This is a genomic window from Streptomyces sp. NBC_00873 (genome assembly GCF_045207415.1).
Classification (GTDB): Bacteria; Actinomycetota; Actinomycetes; order Streptomycetales; family Streptomycetaceae; genus Streptomyces.
Window position 1 is genome coordinate 8,902,875 of record NZ_CP108803.1, and the last position, 15,636, is coordinate 8,918,510.

11 protein-coding genes and 3 pseudogenes are annotated in these 15,636 nt (G+C 68.3%); 12 read left to right on the top strand and 2 right to left on the bottom strand.

The features are described from left to right. Positions 1-261 precede the first annotated feature (261 nt). The 9 genes and pseudogenes from OH809_RS41425 to OH809_RS41465 form a co-directional block, all read left to right on the top strand. A pseudogene (locus OH809_RS41425) lies at positions 262-450 on the top strand (putative PEP-binding protein); the annotation flags it as partial. Positions 451-553: 103 nt separating this feature from the next. Next, entirely contained in the window at positions 554-2,320 is a 1,767-nt protein-coding gene (locus OH809_RS41430) for a glycoside hydrolase family 35 protein (protein ID WP_406415793.1), read from the top strand. A 205-nt stretch (positions 2,321-2,525) separates the two neighbouring features. After that, positions 2,526-3,017 carry a transposase family protein gene (locus OH809_RS41435; RefSeq protein ID WP_406415791.1) on the top strand — a complete coding sequence of 164 codons (492 nt, stop codon included), beginning with the start codon at positions 2,526-2,528 and terminating at the stop codon, positions 3,015-3,017. Positions 3,018-3,038: 21 nt separating this feature from the next. Beyond that, positions 3,039-3,197 (top strand): hypothetical protein, encoded by a 159-nt coding sequence (locus tag OH809_RS41440; RefSeq protein ID WP_406516209.1) that lies wholly within the window; start codon positions 3,039-3,041, stop codon positions 3,195-3,197. A gap of 112 nt (positions 3,198-3,309) precedes the next feature. Beyond that, positions 3,310-6,252, top strand: a complete 2,943-nt coding sequence (locus OH809_RS41445; RefSeq protein ID WP_406415787.1) for a glycoside hydrolase family 2 TIM barrel-domain containing protein — start codon at positions 3,310-3,312, stop codon at positions 6,250-6,252. Positions 6,253-6,481: 229 nt separating this feature from the next. Further along, complete coding sequence (locus OH809_RS41450) at positions 6,482-7,141, top strand: ThuA domain-containing protein (RefSeq protein ID WP_326791527.1); 660 nt, start codon at positions 6,482-6,484, stop codon at positions 7,139-7,141. Further along, a complete protein-coding gene (locus tag OH809_RS41455; RefSeq protein WP_406415785.1) occupies positions 7,126-8,235 on the top strand; it encodes a Gfo/Idh/MocA family protein in 1,110 nt (369 codons plus the stop codon). The genes OH809_RS41450 and OH809_RS41455 overlap by 16 nt, the downstream gene beginning before the upstream one ends. Before the next feature lie 333 nt (positions 8,236-8,568). Then, positions 8,569-9,228, top strand: a complete 660-nt coding sequence (locus OH809_RS41460) for a transposase (RefSeq protein WP_406415783.1) — start codon at positions 8,569-8,571, stop codon at positions 9,226-9,228. A gap of 103 nt (positions 9,229-9,331) precedes the next feature. Then, positions 9,332-9,661, top strand: a pseudogene (locus tag OH809_RS41465) (IS110 family transposase); the annotation flags it as partial. 32 nt (positions 9,662-9,693) lie between these two features. On the opposite strand, the gene OH809_RS41470 reads toward OH809_RS41465, so the two are convergent. After that, positions 9,694-10,137: an SUKH-3 domain-containing protein gene (locus tag OH809_RS41470; RefSeq protein ID WP_390102668.1), complete on the bottom strand. Its 444-nt coding sequence runs from the start codon at positions 10,135-10,137 to the stop codon at positions 9,694-9,696. Positions 10,138-10,256: 119 nt separating this feature from the next. Here OH809_RS41470 and OH809_RS41475 point away from each other — a divergent pair. Both OH809_RS41475 and OH809_RS41480 read left to right on the top strand, forming a co-directional pair. After that, a pseudogene (locus OH809_RS41475) lies at positions 10,257-10,454 on the top strand (IS110 family transposase); the annotation flags it as partial. A 110-nt stretch (positions 10,455-10,564) separates the two neighbouring features. Continuing rightward, positions 10,565-12,973, top strand: a complete 2,409-nt coding sequence (locus OH809_RS41480; protein WP_406415781.1) for a beta-N-acetylglucosaminidase domain-containing protein — start codon at positions 10,565-10,567, stop codon at positions 12,971-12,973. 71 nt (positions 12,974-13,044) lie between these two features. Here the strand turns inward: OH809_RS41480 and OH809_RS41485 are convergent, their stop codons facing one another. Then, positions 13,045-14,202 (bottom strand): ROK family protein, encoded by a 1,158-nt coding sequence (locus tag OH809_RS41485; RefSeq protein ID WP_406415779.1) that lies wholly within the window; start codon positions 14,200-14,202, stop codon positions 13,045-13,047. A gap of 147 nt (positions 14,203-14,349) precedes the next feature. On the opposite strand from OH809_RS41485, the gene OH809_RS41490 reads away from it, so the two are divergent. Next, the gene (locus OH809_RS41490) at positions 14,350-15,636 is read left to right on the top strand and encodes an ABC transporter substrate-binding protein (RefSeq protein WP_406415777.1); all 1,287 of its coding nucleotides are present in this window, start codon (positions 14,350-14,352) and stop codon (positions 15,634-15,636) included.

Here is a 15,636-nt window from a genome sequence, read left to right on the forward strand (position 1 = left end):
CACTCGGGCAGCGAGGACTCGGGCCAGGGCAAGAAGGTGAGTCTGGAATTCTGGGGCTGAGCTCCGGGCTACGAGCAATCGGTTGCCCTGTGGAACCGGAGCCATCCGAACATCAAGGTCACGTTCCAGAAGGTGCAGGCAGGGTCGAGCGGCGGCTACGCGAAGCCAAGGGCTGCCAACACCCGGAGGAGGCCACCGAGTTCGCACACTGGTTCAGCACCAGCCGCGACAGCGTGACGAACCTGATCAAGTCGTCCGTCCGGTAGGGCCGCTCTGCCAACTCCGACCGGAGTGTGCGGTGAGCACGAGGGCGCCCCGGACTTTGTCCACTTCATCCACCGCACCGGCGTGGACTACATCTCCTGCTCGCCGTACCAGATCCCGGCGGCCCGCCTCGAGGCGGGCCGCGCCGCCCTGACCACCGCGCCCGACGCGCCCGAAAGCAGGTGACCACCGTGCTCAAACTGATCGGCGTAGGCCTCGACGGCTCACGCGAGCGCGTCGCGCGGCCGACTGGTACATGACGTACCTCTCCACCCACCCAGGAGTAGCCGTGAACGCGACTCGCCCCGCCGTCCAGCTGACGGTCACCGACTCCGGCTTCTTGCGCGCCGGTCGGTCCCACCAGATCATCTCCGCCGCCATTCACTACTTCCGCGTTCACCCCGACTTGTGGGACGACCGTCTTCGCAGGTTGCGCGCCATGGGCGTGAATACCGTAGAGACCTACATCGCGTGGAACCTCCACGAGCCAGTCCCTGGGCAGTACGACTTCACAGGCCCGGCCGATGTCGCCCGCTTCATCACCACCGCCGGCGGCCTTGGGCTGGACGTGATCGTCCGGCCGGGCCCCTACATCTGTGCGGAATGGGAGTTCGGCGGCCTGCCCGCCTGGCTGCTCGCGGATCCCGACCTGCGGCTGCGCTGCACCGACGAGCGCTACCTCGACGCTGTGGACGCATGGTTCGATGTGCTGCTGCCCGTCCTCGTCCCACTGCTGTCCAGCAACGGCGGTCCCGTGGTGGCCATGCAGGTCGAGAACGAGTACGGAAGCTATGGCACCGACACCGCATATCTGCAGCACCTTCGGGACGGCCTGATCCGCCGCGGCGCCAACTGCCTGCTGTTTACTGCCGACGGCGCCACCGACCCCTGCCAGCGCGGCGGGCACATCCCCGGCACCCTGGCCACGGCGACCTTCGGCTCCCGCCCTGAGGAGTCTCTGGCCGTGCTGCGCCGCCACCAGCCGACCGGCCCGCTGGTGAGCATGGAGTACTGGCACGGCTGGTTCGACCACTGGGGCGAGCACCACCACGTCCGCGACGCACAGGAAGCTGCGGACGACCTGGACTGGATGCTCGCGCAAGGAGCCTCGGTCAACATCTATATGGGCCACGGCGGCACCAACTTCGGCTGGTGGAACGGCGCCAATCATGACGGAACCACCTACCAGCCCACCTGCACCAGCTACGACTACGACGCACCCGTCGGCGAAGCAGGAGAACTGACCGAGAAGTTCCACGCCTTCCGCAACGTGATCGCACGGCACTTCGGTCCGATCAGGCACGAGCCGCCCACCCTGCCCGCCAGACTCACCCCCCGAGTGCTGAAGCCGCGTGGCACGGCCTCGCTGCGAGCATCCCTGGACTGCCTGTCCGAGCCGCTCCAGCGGGTGGCACCCGAGCCCATGGAGGCCCTGGGTCAGGCGTACGGACTGATCCACTATCGCACCCGGGTGCGTGGCTCCTTCCCGGACGCGACGCTGCGCATCTCCGGCCTCGCCGACCGCGCGCAGGTCTTCCTGGACGGTGCACCGCTCGGAGTCCTTGAGCGCGACCGGCCGATGGACGGGCTGCCGCTCAGTATCGACGCCGCGGGCGCCGAACTGGAGGTGCTGGTGGAGAACATGGGGCGGATCAACTACGGCCCGTGGCTGGAGGACCGCAAGGGAATCAGTGGCGGGGTGCGCCTGGACACCCAGTACCAGTTCGGCTGGGAGATCCGTCCGCTGCCCCTCAATGACCTGACGAAGCTCCAGTTCGAGCGGCTCACGACCGATGGCCCCGCGTTCCACCTCACGGAGGTGCATCTCGCAACCCCTGCCGATGGCTTTATCGCCCTGCCCGGCTGGACCAAGGGCATGGTGTGGCTGAACGGGTTCGCGCTCGGCAGGTACTGGGACCGCGGTCCCCAGCGCACCCTCTACGCGCCAGCCCCCGTGTGGCGCACCGGGCGCAACGAGATCGTAGTCCTGGAACTGCACCAGGCCGGGGAGACCGTCGAGATCCGGGATCGCCCCGATCTGGGCCTCACGGGCTGAAGGACCCGCGGGCCCGACGTGACGTCCCGGCTGGTCAAGGCCACTCAACCGGGCCCCGGCCAGCCTGTCACATCACAGGCTTACGGGATCTTTCGGACATGCTCTCCGCAATCCCGTAGTAGCGATGCATCGAATAGTCACTGATGGACGAAGGGTCCTCGACAGTGAGCAGACGATATAAAGAGATCGCAGGCAGGCGGCGTTGGTGCTGCGCTGGTTCCGCGAGCGCGGCTGCGTGCACTGTCTGGCCCGCGACGCCGGCATCTTTCAGGCCACCGGCTACCGCTACCTGCACGAGGGCATCGACGTCCTCGCCGATCAGGCCCCGGACCTGCACGAGGTCCTGGCCCGATGTCGGCAGGAAAACATGACGCACGTGGTCCTGGACGGCACGTTGATCGAGTCGGGCCGCCTTGCGGGCGTCCGCGAGAACGGCAACGACCTGTGGTTCAGCCAGAAGCACAAGGCGTTCGGAGGCAACATCCAGTTCCTGTCAGCCCCGGACGGCACTCCGCTGTGGGTCTCCGACGTCGAACCCGGTTCTACTCCCGACATCACCGCTGCGCGCATCCACGTCCTGCCCGCGCTGTCCAAGGCAGCGGCCGACGGCCTGCCGACCCTGGCGGACAAGGGCTATATCGGCGCAGGCATCGGCATCCTCATCCCCGTCCGTCGCCCAAAAGGCAGATCGGAATGAGCACTTCACGTCGACACCCGCATGTTCAACACCCTGCTGCGGCACGTCCGGGCCCTCGGAGAACGCACCGCCGCCGAGCTCAAGCAAAGATGGCGCACCCAGCAACACATCACGCTCAACCCCAGCAGGATCGGCGGCATCGCGCGAGCAGCCCTCGTCCTCAACGGAATCTGGACGTGATCACCGCTGAGAAAACCTCACTCAGCCGACGTGACAGCGCCCAAATGACGCCTGCTCACCCACCTGGGCGACCCCACAACGATCAACGAAAACGTCGAAAGTCGAGATGCTCATGACCATTACAGATTCCTCCGCATACGTCGAAGACCGGTCGCCCGGCAGCGGGCGGCTCCGTCCGCGGGCGGCGTTTGCTTCCGACGCCCCGGTGATCCCGCTCGACGGCGCCTGGCGGTTCCGGCTCGCCACAGGCTTGGACGACCTGACCGAGGGCCTGCCCGAGGCGGGTTTCGACGACGCCGCGTGGGAACTGCTGGAGGTCCCGTCGTGCTGGCAGATGGCCGGGATTCCCGGCAAGCCGCGCTACGGAGCCCCGGCTTACACGAATACCCAGTATCCCTTTCCGGTTGATCCGCCCCGAGTTCCCGAGCAGAACCCGACCGGGGAGTACCGTCGGGCTTTCGACGTACCGGACGGATTCCCGATCGAGGACGCGGTGCTCCGGTTCGAGGGCGTCGACTCCTGTTTCGCTGTGTGGCTCAACGGGATCCGGCTCGGTGACGGCAAGGGGAGCCGGCTCCCTACCGAATTCGACATCTCGTCCACGCTGCGCCCGGGGCGTAACGTGCTGGCGGTGCGCGTGCACCAGTGGTCCTCCGGCAGCTATCTGGAAGACCAGGACATGTGGTGGCTGTCGGGGATCTTCCGGTCGGTATCGGTGATCGCCCGCGGGATCGAGGACTTCTTCGTCCGCGCCGACTTCGACCACCAGACCGGCCGTGGCACGCTGTCGGTCCGGACCACGTCCTCGGCCCGGTTGTCCATACCCGAACTCGGATTGATCGACGCCGATCCCGCCGGACCGCACACCTTCGAAGGCGTCACCGCGTGGTCGGACGAAGAGCCCAAGCTCTACGAGGGCAGTCTGACCACCGGCGGCGAGCGAGTGGGCCTGCGGATCGGCTTCCGCAGCATCGCGGTGGTCGACGGGGTGCTGACTGCCAATGGCCGACCGCTGACCTTCCGGGGCGTCAACCGGCACGAATGGCACCCGCTGACCGGACGGACCCTCACCGAGGAGACCATGCTGGCCGACGTGCTGCTGATGAAGCAGCACAACGTCAACGCGGTCCGAACCAGCCACTACCCGCCGGACACCCGGTTCCTGGACCTCTGCGACGCCTACGGCCTGTGGGTCCTCGACGAATGCGACCTGGAGACCCACGGTTTCGCGTACGCGAACTGGCGCGGCAATCCCAGCGACGACCCCGCGTGGCTGCCCGCCTATCTCGATCGTGCCGAGCGCATGGTGCAGCGGGACAAGAACCACCCCTGTGTGGTCGTCTGGTCGCTGGGCAACGAGGCCGGTACGGGGCAGAACCTGGCAGCCATGGCCGCCCTGATCCGCGAACACGACGACTCCCGGCCGATCCACTACACCGGCAACAACGAGAGCGGTTCCTACGTCGACATCTACGGCTTGATGTACCCCGGTATCGACGAAGTCGAGGCGATCGGCCGGGGCCGCGAACAGCGCACCACCGACCCGGCCGAAGACGAGCACCGCCGCGGTCTACCGTTCATAGCGTGCGAGTACGCCCACGCGATGGGCAACGGCCCAGGCCTTCTAGCCGAGTACCAGGCCGTGTTCGAGTCGCATCCTAGGCTGGCCGGCGGCTTCGTCTGGGAGTGGATCGACCACGGCATCGCGCAGGTCGCCGAGGACGGCTCACCGTTCTACGCCTACGGCGGCGATTTCGGCGAGGAGATCCACGACGGTAACTTCGTGGCCGACGGACTGGTCTTCCCCGACCGGACGCCCTCGCCGGGGCTCGTCGAGTACAAGAAGGTGATCGAACCGGTCCGGATCGTCATCGACGCCTCCACGCGGCGGATTGGCATCCGCAGCCTCCACCACAGCCGCGGCACGGGATACCTGCGTTTCTCCTGGACCGTCGAAGACGACGGCAAGCCGGTTGGATCCGGCGAGTTGTCCGTACCGCCCGTCGCACCGGGAAACGAGACGCTGGTGGCCTGGCCCGACGACCTGGCCGCGGCGGTCGACGCCGCGGCCAAGGCTGCCTCCGGCTGCGAGGTGTGGCTGACCCTCAGGGCCGCTCTCGCCGAGGACGCGAGCTGGGCCGACGCCGGTCACGAGATCGGCTGGGGGCAGGGCTTGCTGAGGCTGAGCACGCCGACGACGGACTTCACCCTGGCCGCCGCTCTCGTCTGCGAGGACGCCATCACGCTCGGCGCCGCCCGGTTCGACCGCCGAACCGGCGCGCTGACGCGGCTCGGCGCTCTGGATCTCGACGGGCCGCGGCTGGACGTCTGGCGTGCCCCGACCGACAACGACGAACTCGGCCTGGCTGAGGCCGCCGCATGGCGCGCGGCCGGCCTGGACCGCATGCATCACCGAACCCTGACCGTCGAGCCCGGCCCGTCGGGCCTGGTGGTCAGCGCTCGCCTGGCCGCCTCGGGTTCCTGCTCCGGGCTGGGCATCGTCTACCGCTGGACGACCCCGCAAGCCGAGGCGGGCGCCGACGCGACCGGCCTGCGCCTCCAGGTCACGGTCACCCCCGAAGGCGACTGGCCGGTTCCGCTGCCGCGCCTGGGAGTGTTGATGTCCTTGCTCGGCACCGACGCCGACGTCGAATGGTTCGGACGCGGCCCGGGCGAGGCCTATCGGGACTCGCAGGCGGCCGGCCGCGTCGGCCGTTTCCGGTCCACCGTCGTGGCGCTGCAGACCCCGTACGTCCGGCCACAGGAGAACGGCAACCGGCGCGAGGTCCGCCACGCACGGATCACCACGTCGCACGGCCCCAGCCTGCTGATCTCCGGGCTCCCGGTCATCGACCTGACCGCACGGCCGTGGAGCACAGCGGCGCTCGCCGCCGCGGATCACCACAACCAGCTGCGTCCGGACGGCCGGATCCGTCTCCATCTGGACAGCGAACACCACGGCCTGGGCACCGCCTCGTGCGGCCCGGCGCAGTCACCGCGGCACGTCCTGGTCGCCGCCCCCGCGACCTTCGCCGTGGAATTCGCCGTGGACTGACAGGCAGTGACGACCTCGGCTACACCCCCGTCGGGACGGTCCACATCGCACCGTCCCGGATGTCCGTGGCCTCTGCGGACAGCCAGGAAACCGGCACACTGGCTGCAGCCAGACCTCGACGGCCGGGCAGTCTGCCATGCACATTTTCGCCGCTGTGGTCGGCTGACACCCTCGGACGACTCTTCAGTCCGGATCTCATTTCTCGCACCGATGGGAGCGTGCAATTACATTGACTACTGACATCACCCGGCGGGCGCTGGTCGTCCGCGGCGGCTGGGACGGGCACCAGCCTGTGGCGATCAGCGACGGGTTCGTCCCCTTCCTGAAGGACCACGGATTCGCCGTCGAAACCTCCGAGGACCTCGCGGTCTACGAGGACGCCGAGCGCCTGGTCGAGACCGACCTGATCGTGCAGTGCTGGACCATGGGCACGATCACCCGCCAGCAGAGCGACAACCTCGCCGCCGCGGTCCGCGCCGGCACCGGACTGGCCGGCTGGCACGGCGGCATCGTCGACTCCTTCCTCGACCACGGCTACCACCTGCTCACCGGAGGCCGGTTCGTGATGCACCCGCCGGGCTTCCTCGACCACACCGTGCACCTGCTGCCCGAGCAGGCCGAGCACCCTGTCATCGCGGGGCTCCACGACTTCGACGTGCACACCGAGCAGTATTGGGTGCTCACCGACCCGCACATCGAGGTACTGGCCACCACCACCTTCCCGTCCGACGAACTGCGCGACCGACCTGTGGTGATGCCCGCCGTCTGGACCCGGACCTGGGGCGCGGGGCGGGTCTTCGTCTCGACCATCGGGCACAAGCCGGACGACTTCGACGTGCCGGAGGTCCGCACGATGACCGAAAGGGGACTGCTGTGGGCAAGCCGCTGAAGATCGGCATCGTGGGTGCGGGCAAGATCAGCGGCGCCTATCTCGCCACGCTGGATCGCCTGTCGTCCGTTCAGTTCACAGCCGTCACCGACCTCGACCGGGACCGTGCCCAGACACTCGCCCAGGAGGGGGCAGCCGGGGGAGCGGGAAACGAAGGGAAGATCGCGGTCGTCGGATCCCTTGCCGAACTGGTGGCCCGGGACGACGTGGACGCCGTGCTCAACCTGACCATACCCGCCGCGCACGCAGAAGTTGCCCTCGCGGCCCTCGGCGCCGGCAAGCACGTCTACGGGGAGAAGCCGCTCGCGGCCAACCGCAAGGAGACCGAGGCTGTGCTCGCCGCAGCCCGCGAGGCGGGGCTGCGGGTGGCTTGCGCCCCCGACACCGTCCTCGGCACCGGCACCCAGACCGCCCGCAAGGCCGTCGACGACGGCCTGATCGGCCGTCCCGTCGCCGCCACCGCCTTCATGACTTGTGCCGGTCATGAGAGTTGGCACCCGGACCCGGAGTTCTACTACCGGCCCGGCGGCGGCCCGCTACTCGACATGGGCCCGTACTACCTCTCCGCCCTGGTCCATCTGCTTGGCCCGGTGGTCAAGGTGACCGGGGCCTCGTCCCGGCGGCGCGCCGAGCGCACCATCGGCAGCGGCCCCCGCACCGGACAGAACTTCTCAGTGGAGGTGGACACCCACGTCACCGGCGTCCTGGAGCACGCCGACGGAACGCTCAGCACCCTGGTCATGAGCTTCGATGTCAAGGCCGCTCGCCTGCCTCGGATCGAGGTACACGGCACCGAAGCCTCGCTGTCCGTGCCCGACCCCAACGGCTTCGACGGACCCGTCGACATCAACCGCGGCCCCGGCTGGGAGACCCTGCCCGTAAGCGCCGGCTACCGCGACGGCGGCCGCGGTACTGGACTTGCCGACCTGGCCGAGGCCCTGGCGGAGGGGCGCCCGCACCGCGCCTCTGCCGAACTCGCCGCCCACGTCCTGGACATCATGCTCACCCTCATGGCCGCTGCGGACCAGGGCCGTGCACTCCCGGTCGCCAGCACCTGCGAGCGGCCCGCTCCGGTGACCGGCCCCGGCCACTGACCGACGCTGTCGACACCCCTCGGCCGCCCCGCGACGGCACCCCTATGAAGGGACTCCACCCGGGCAACTCCTATATGCGGGTGGGCTGTCCGGCCGCCGGGATATAAGAGTCGCCCGTGTCCCTGACGTGACGCCTCGCGGGCGTGAAAATCGGTACGGGGCTGTCCGCCGACGCCGTTTGACGCTTGGGCCGTTGAGCCCGCATAGGAGTCTGGTGAGGGAACCGACCGAGGGGCCGCACACTGTCGTCTCGAACACGCCGTTCAGCTTCTCCAACTCCCCTCCGGCTCCCTGGACAGCCCCGCCCAAGAGGTGCAGGAGGGGAGGACGGCCGTGCAGGAGACCGGAGAAGAGCAGGACGGTGGAACCGTCGCCCGGGTCGCAGCGATCGACATCGCCAAGGCTTCGGCGGTGGTGTGCACACGGGTGCCGCATGACAAGGTCGAGGGCCGCCAGGTACAGCAGGTCTGTACGGTGGCATCGACCACCAACGCGATCTTGGAGCTGGGCGACCGGCTGCTGTGCCAGGACATCCAGCGGGTGGTGATGGAGGCGACCGGCAGCTACTGGAAGCCCTTCTTCTACCTCCTGGAGAGCCGGGGCCTTGAGTGCTGGCTGGTCAACGCCCGCGAGATGAAGAACGTGCCCGGCCGGCCGAAGACCGACAAACTGGATGCGGTCTGGCTCGCCAAGCTCACCGAACGCGGAATGGTCCGGGCCTCGTTCGTGCCGCCCAAGCCGGTGCGGCAGCTGCGGGACCTCACCCGCACCCGCACCGCGTTCACCCAGGACCGCACCCGGCACAAGCACCGCGCCGCGAAACTCCTCGAGGACGCCCAGATCAAGCTCTCCACGGTGGTCTCCGACCTTTTCGGCCTCTCGGGCCGGGCCATGATGGACGCTCTGGCCGCGGGCGAGCGCAACCCCCGCACCCTGGCAGACTTGGTGGGCAGCAGGCGCAGCGCGGCGAATGCGTTCGTCACGGTCAGGTAAGCCAGTCGAAGCAGCACGCCCGGCCATCATGCCGGGTGATCTTCAGCCGTGCGCGAGTACCGATTCGAGTGTCCGTGCTCGAGAACCCGCGCACCCCGAACACCGCCTCCCACCTGAGCGGATAAGGTTTTCGGCAAGGGCAGCCTCACCCATCACCCGGGCGTCGGGGAAGAAGTCGAGCATCACCCGGCGTTGGGTGAAGAACGACCGTCTCAACCATGCGGGATATCTCTGGGCTTTCGCGTCCCTGACGGCCTCCATGGGAGCCAAAGCCCACTACCGGCGCCGACGCGACGAGCACTCCGACTGGCACGCCGCCGCCCAGCGCAATCTCTTCAACCGGCTGCTCGGCCAGCTCTACCACTGCCTCAAAGCCCGCCGGCTGTTCGACGAACGTGTCGCCTTCCCCACAGCGTTGACCGTTGCGGCCTGACGGATCCGCTGGACAGCCGGTGAACGCCGAAGTCAGGCAACCCTGTGAGGCATGACCCCGAGAACGAGGCCGTCCAAACCTGCCGGAAGCCGCCCGAAAGTGGCCAGGCGAAAGGGCTGGACTGAATAGAGCTCCCCGTGTTCGTCGATTCCGAGAAGAGCATGGCCGTGGTCGAGCTCACCAACAGGGAAGACCATGACCCCTCTGGCCTCGTTCCAGGCTGCGAAGCGGTCCTCCTCACTGCACCAGAGGTTCATGGGGTCCAGGTCGAACGCCTCGCGAGCACGCGTGATCCCGGCACCCCGCGACCCGACCTGCAGACCACCGAACTCCGCCAAGAACTCTTCTGCGGCCGGGTGCATCACCAGCTCGGCCTCCGCGAAGCTCACACGCCAGAGGCTGGTGTCCACACGGCGCCCAGGAAACCAGCCTGCCGAACGCAGGGTTGCCTGGGTGACGGGGTCGAGATCGCTCATGCCCGCACATTCTTACGCTGCCAGGACACCCACGCAACAAACCCTTGACTCGAACACAGCACCAAGCGACTTGACTGCTTACCACCGTGAGGTGTCTCTGGGCCTTCTCCGCCTTCTCCGCCTTCTCCGCCATCACCGCCTCACCCGGCGCCAAAACCCACTACCGAAGGCGCCGCGACGACCACGGAGACTGGCACGCTGCCGCCCAGAGAAACCTCTTCAACCGCATGCTCGGCCAGCTCTACCACTGCCTCCAGCACCGCAAGCTGTTCGACGAACGAACCGCCTTCCCCATCGAACTCACTGCCGCCGCTTGACGAGTTAGAACCCTGAGGTGTCTCACAGGGCAGTACATCTAGGCCACCCGCTGGAGGGCTTTGTGAGAAGACGTGGAATCGCCGCCGGAGTGTTCGCAATAGCCGGCTGGATGGCACTCGGAGTTCTTCCGCCCGGCGTCGGCGCCCAGGCCGTCCAACGTACGGACGCGCGCACCGCCGCCTCGGCGGGCGCCCGCCCGCTGCCGCCGGTCTCCCCGACGCCGCAGTTCATCTCCCGCTCGGGCGAGGATGTGCCCGTCACCGGCCGGGTGCTGCTGGTCGTGGACGAACACACGGACGCGGTAGCCCGTGACCGTGCTGTCCGCGAGCTCAAGCAGCACGGCGCCGCGCGCGTTGACAACGTTTCCCCGGGCAACGTCCCGCGAGCGTCAACGGGTCTGCTCACTGTCAGACTGGGACCCGCCGATCGCCCGGACATCGCGGACGCGTTGGGTGACACCGCCGTGCCGAGCCGCGCGGAGGGCTACGCGCTGCGGGTCTCGGGGAGGAAGTCGCAGCCGGAGATCGCACTCGGGGGTACGGACAACGCGGGTCAGTTCTACGCCGTACAGACCCTACGCCAGCTCTTTCAACGCCGGGACGACGGCTGGAAGGTGGCGGGCGCTCAGGTCAGCGACTACCCCTCGATGCCGCTGCGTGGCACCATCGAGGGCTTCTACGGACCGCCGTGGACGGCGGCCGAGCGTCTGGACCACATGGACTTCCTCGGTGAGATGAAGTCCAATACCTACGTCTACGCGCCGAAGGACGACCCGTACCACCGGGACAAGTGGCGTGAGCCCTACCCCCCGGCCAAGCTCGCCGAACTGCGCGAACTGATCGACCGCGCCCTGGCCGACCACGTGCGCTTCACCTTCGCTGTCTCACCCGGTGCCTCCATCTGCTACTCCGACCCGGCCGACACCAAGGCGCTCACCGACAAGATGCGGGCGTTGTTCGACGCGGGCGTGCGGTCGTTCTCGATCCCGCTGGACGACATCAGCTACACACGCTGGAACTGCCCCGGCGACGGGGACAAGTTCGGCGCTCCGGGCCGCGGGGCGGCGGCCCGCGCCCAGGTGAGCCTGCTGAACACGGTGCAGCGCGACTTCATCGCCGAGCGTCCCGGCGCCTACCCGCTGCAGATGGTGCCCACGGAGTACGGTGACCTGACCGACACCGCGTACAAGCAGACGATCCGTGCCACGCTCGACCCCGCGGTGCAGGTGATGTGGACCGGGACGGACGTGGTGCCGCAGGAGATCACGAACGCGCAGGCGTCCAAGGCCGCCGAACTCTTCGGCCGCAAGGTTTTCGTGTGGGACAACTACCCGGTCAATGACTTCGGCCGGACCGCGGGGCGACTGCTGCTGGCGCCGTACGACAAGCGTGAGCCCGGTCTGTCCGACCATCTCAGCGGTATCGTCTCCAACCCGATGAACCAGGAGGCCGCCAGCAAGCTCGCGGTCTTCACGATGTCGGACTTCTCGTGGAACGACCAGGGCTACGACCGGGCCCGCTCCGGACGTCAGGCGGCCCTCCACCTCGCCGCGGGGGACCACCGTACGGTCGACGCGGTGCAGGTGTTCGTCGACCTCAACCACGCCGCCCCGACCTTCGGATCCGAGCTATGGCAGCCGCAGGCGCCGGTGTTCAGCGCGGAGTTGGAGCGGTTCTGGCATGAGTACGGAACCGATGCGCGGGCCGCGCTCAGCGGATTCCGCCCGTCCGTGCGCGCGGTGACGCGGGCGCCGGCCGTCATCCGGGAGGGCGTGCCCGACAAGCTGTTCCTCTCCGACGCCTCCCGCTGGCTGGACGCCACGCAACTGTGGGGACAGGCGATGGAGCACGGACTGAACACCATTGCCGCGATCGATGCCGGGAACGCGGCCGAGGCTGCCAAGGAGCGCAAGTCCATGGACTCCCTCGCCGCCACCGCCTCGCAGATCACGGTCGACCCGGCGGAGCACCACCAGCACGGCCAGGTAAAGATCGGCGATCCGTTCATCGAGGACTTCGTCACGCGCGTGGAGAATCTCCACGACGAGTCGATGGGACTGCCGCCTCTGCGTGAACTCGCCCGTGGGAAGACGGCGACCCAGATCTCCGACTACGACTGGGGCGGAACGTTCCCCTTCAGCGCCGACAAGGCTGTCGACGGTGACCGTTTCAACTTTTCCACCACCAGCGGCCGTGAGGCACAGCCGTGGTGGCAGGTCGATCTCGGAACGAGCGTCGACCTCGAGAAGATCAAGATCTACAACCGGACGGACTGCTGCGCGGACCGGACGAAGGACTACTACGTCCTGGCGTCCGACCAGCCCTTCTCGGGAACGCTCGCGGACCAGTTCGGCAAGGCGGGCGCCTGGAGCCACCACGAGACGGATCAGGCCGCAAGCCCCACTACGATCGCGACCACGGCCAGGGGCCGGTATGTGCGGGTGTGGCTGGCCGGCACGACCCCCGTCGAGTTCAACATGGCCGAGGTCCAGGTCTACGGCCGTGTGAAGGAGGGATGACGGCGTAATCCGCGTACGGGCTCGGTGAGTGTGGCCGTGTCAGGCCCGTACGGCGCGCGGCGTCGTACGGGCTAGGCTCTGGTGATCGCTCCGCTGCGGGCGAGCAGCAGACAGGCCGCACCCCGCGCGTGCTCCGTGTCCCGCCACGGTGACACGGTGATCTCCAGGTCCCGCAGCGGCTCGATCGCCCCGGCGACGGCCGCGGCGGTGAAGGCCGGGCCGAGGTGGGGCCACAGCACGAGGCTCTCGCCGATCACCTTGACCGCCTTGACCGCGAGGACGTTGACCACGCCGGCGACGCTGCGCCCGAGTAGCTCGCCGGCCTCGTCCAGGACTGCGAGAACCGCCGGCTCCCCCCGTTCGGCGGCGTCGACCAGCTCGGAGAGCCCGTCCCCCGGTCCGAGCCCGACGCCGGCGCGGCGGGCCCGTTCCAGGAGTGCCGTCTGCCCGACGAGGGACTGCAGACAGCCGCGGTTGCCGCAGTTACATCGCGGCCCGGTCCGATCGACCGGCAGATGGCCGAACTCGCCCGAGAATCCGTCCGCGCCGCGCTGGACGCGTCGCTCCAGCACGACTCCCATACCGAGACCGTCACCGATGCCGAGGACGAGGAAGTCGTCGTGATCACGGCCCATGCCGAACAGCAGCTCGGCCGTCGTGCTGGAACGAAGGTCGTTGTCGACGAGAATCGGCACGGGCAGGGCCCGGCCGAGCTCCGCGGCCAGCGGCAGATCGTGCCAGTCCATGATCGCGGAGAGCCGCACGACGCCCGTCATCGGATCGACCATGCCGGGGACCGCGACGCCGACCCCGCGGATGGGCGCTGTGTTCTGTCGCGCCTCGATCTCCTCCTGCAGCACCCGGGTGAGCAGCGGAACGGGTGACTCTGCCACCCGCAGGGGGAGACGGAACTCTTCGGTGATCTGCCCGTCGAGCCCGACCACGACGCCGGCCAGATGATCGATGGCGACGCGCAGGCCCAGGACGTGGGCGGCCGTTGGGACCAGTTGGAGCGGAACGCGGGGACGGCCCTTGCCGGAGGAGGCGTGGGGCTTCAGTTCGCGGATGAACCCCTCGCCGATGAGCCGCCGGGTGTGGTCGGTGACCGTCGCGGCACCCACACGCAGCAGTTGCGCGATCTCCGCCCGGCTGAGCGGCCCGGCCGCCCCGAGCAGCGCCAGGATCTCGGTCTGGATCAGATCCCCAGGTGCGGGGCGTTGTGCCTTCATCCCTCCCCTTTCGCCGGTGAGCGCGCCGAGTTGGAGCCCTTGACGTCCGATCTGTGCGCCTCTACCGTCCCATTTTACTCGGGCCCGAAAAAAATACTCCGTCACACCAACATTCCCCTGCCGAGTGTCAATTGAGGAGGTCAAGCGATGCGCTTGCGTGCCGCGCAGTGGGCCAGTGTCGTGGCGGCGGGAGCACTCGTCGCACTCGCCGGGTGTGGAAACACATCCGGCGAAGGGTCGGGAGGATCGAAGAGGTCGGATGGATCCGTCACCCTGAGCTGGCAGATGTGGGCCAGCGGAGCGGACGAGGAGAAGCAGCTGAAGCACCTCGCCTCGCTCGTCACCCAGGAGTACCCCGACATCAAGCTGGACCTGAAGACCGCCCCGTTCAAGGACTACTTCACCAAGCTGCAGACCCAGGCCGCGGGCGGCGACCAGCCTTGCATCGTGAGCATGCAGAGCCTTCGGCTGTCCGGCTTCGCGGACCTCATGGAGCCGCTGGACGACGACCTCAAGGGCACCACCGCTACGGACGGCTTCGAACCGGCCGCGCTCAAGGCCCTGCAGTGGCAAGGCAAGCAGTACGCGCTGCCGATGGACCTCGCCAGCATGCTCATGTACTACAACAAGGACGCGTTCGCGAAGGCGGGCCTTGCCGAACCGAAGACCGGCTGGACCGTGGCGGACTTCGAGAAGGCGGCGAAGTCGCTGACCAGGAACGGAAAGACGGGCTTCGCGCTCTCCTTCTCCGACCTCCACTCGCTGACCATGGCGCTGACCTACAACGGCGCCCGCCCCGTCACCACCGACGGCACCGCACAACTCGACGACCCCGCGATGGTCAAGGCCTTGACCTGGTACGCGGGCCTGGCCACCAAGGACAAGGCGGCGAGCGTCCCGGCCAGCTCCAGCGACGGCGGATGGGCTGAGACCCAGTTCGTCAACGGCAACGCGATGATGGCCGTCGACGGCACCTGGAACCTCGGCTCCACCTCCGCCCAGGCGAAGTTCAAGGTCGGCGTGGCGCCGATCCCCGCCGGACCCGACGGTTCGAAGACCTACGTCGCCAACTCCGGCTTCGGCATCTCCAAGAGCTGCGCCTACAAGAAGGAAGCGGTCAAGGCGCTGTCCGTGCTCACCGGACCCGAGGCGGAGAACTACCTCGCCGGGCAGGGCCGCGTCTTCCCCGCCCGCACCGCGGCGCAGCCCGCGCACGAGAAGTTCCTCACCCAGCAGACCGGCGGGAAGACCGAGACGGTCAACGCCGGGATGAGCGCCGTCCGCGACGGCCTCGCCGGCGGAGTGCCATTCGTCGGAACCCGGAACTGGGACGAGGTCAACACCCTGTTCAGCCAGTACCTGCTCGAGGCCTACACGGGGTCGACGACCGCCGAAGCGGCGCTGACGGCCATTCAGAAGAAGGCGGAACGCTGA

What these genes read in the sequence shown, in the direction of transcription:
- OH809_RS41440 (WP_406516209.1), top strand. Translation starts at nt 3,039, where the DNA reads ATGTTCAACACCCTGCTGCGGCACGTCCGGGCCCTCGGAGAACGCACC.
- OH809_RS41445 (WP_406415787.1), top strand. Translation starts at nt 3,310, where the DNA reads ATGACCATTACAGATTCCTCCGCATACGTCGAAGACCGGTCGCCCGGC.
- OH809_RS41470 (WP_390102668.1), bottom strand. Translation starts at nt 10,137, where the DNA reads ATGAGCGATCTCGACCCCGTCACCCAGGCAACCCTGCGTTCGGCAGGC.
- OH809_RS41480 (WP_406415781.1), top strand. Translation starts at nt 10,565, where the DNA reads ATGGCACTCGGAGTTCTTCCGCCCGGCGTCGGCGCCCAGGCCGTCCAA.
- OH809_RS41485 (WP_406415779.1), bottom strand. Translation starts at nt 14,202, where the DNA reads ATGAAGGCACAACGCCCCGCACCTGGGGATCTGATCCAGACCGAGATC.
- OH809_RS41490 (WP_406415777.1), top strand. Translation starts at nt 14,350, where the DNA reads ATGCGCTTGCGTGCCGCGCAGTGGGCCAGTGTCGTGGCGGCGGGAGCA.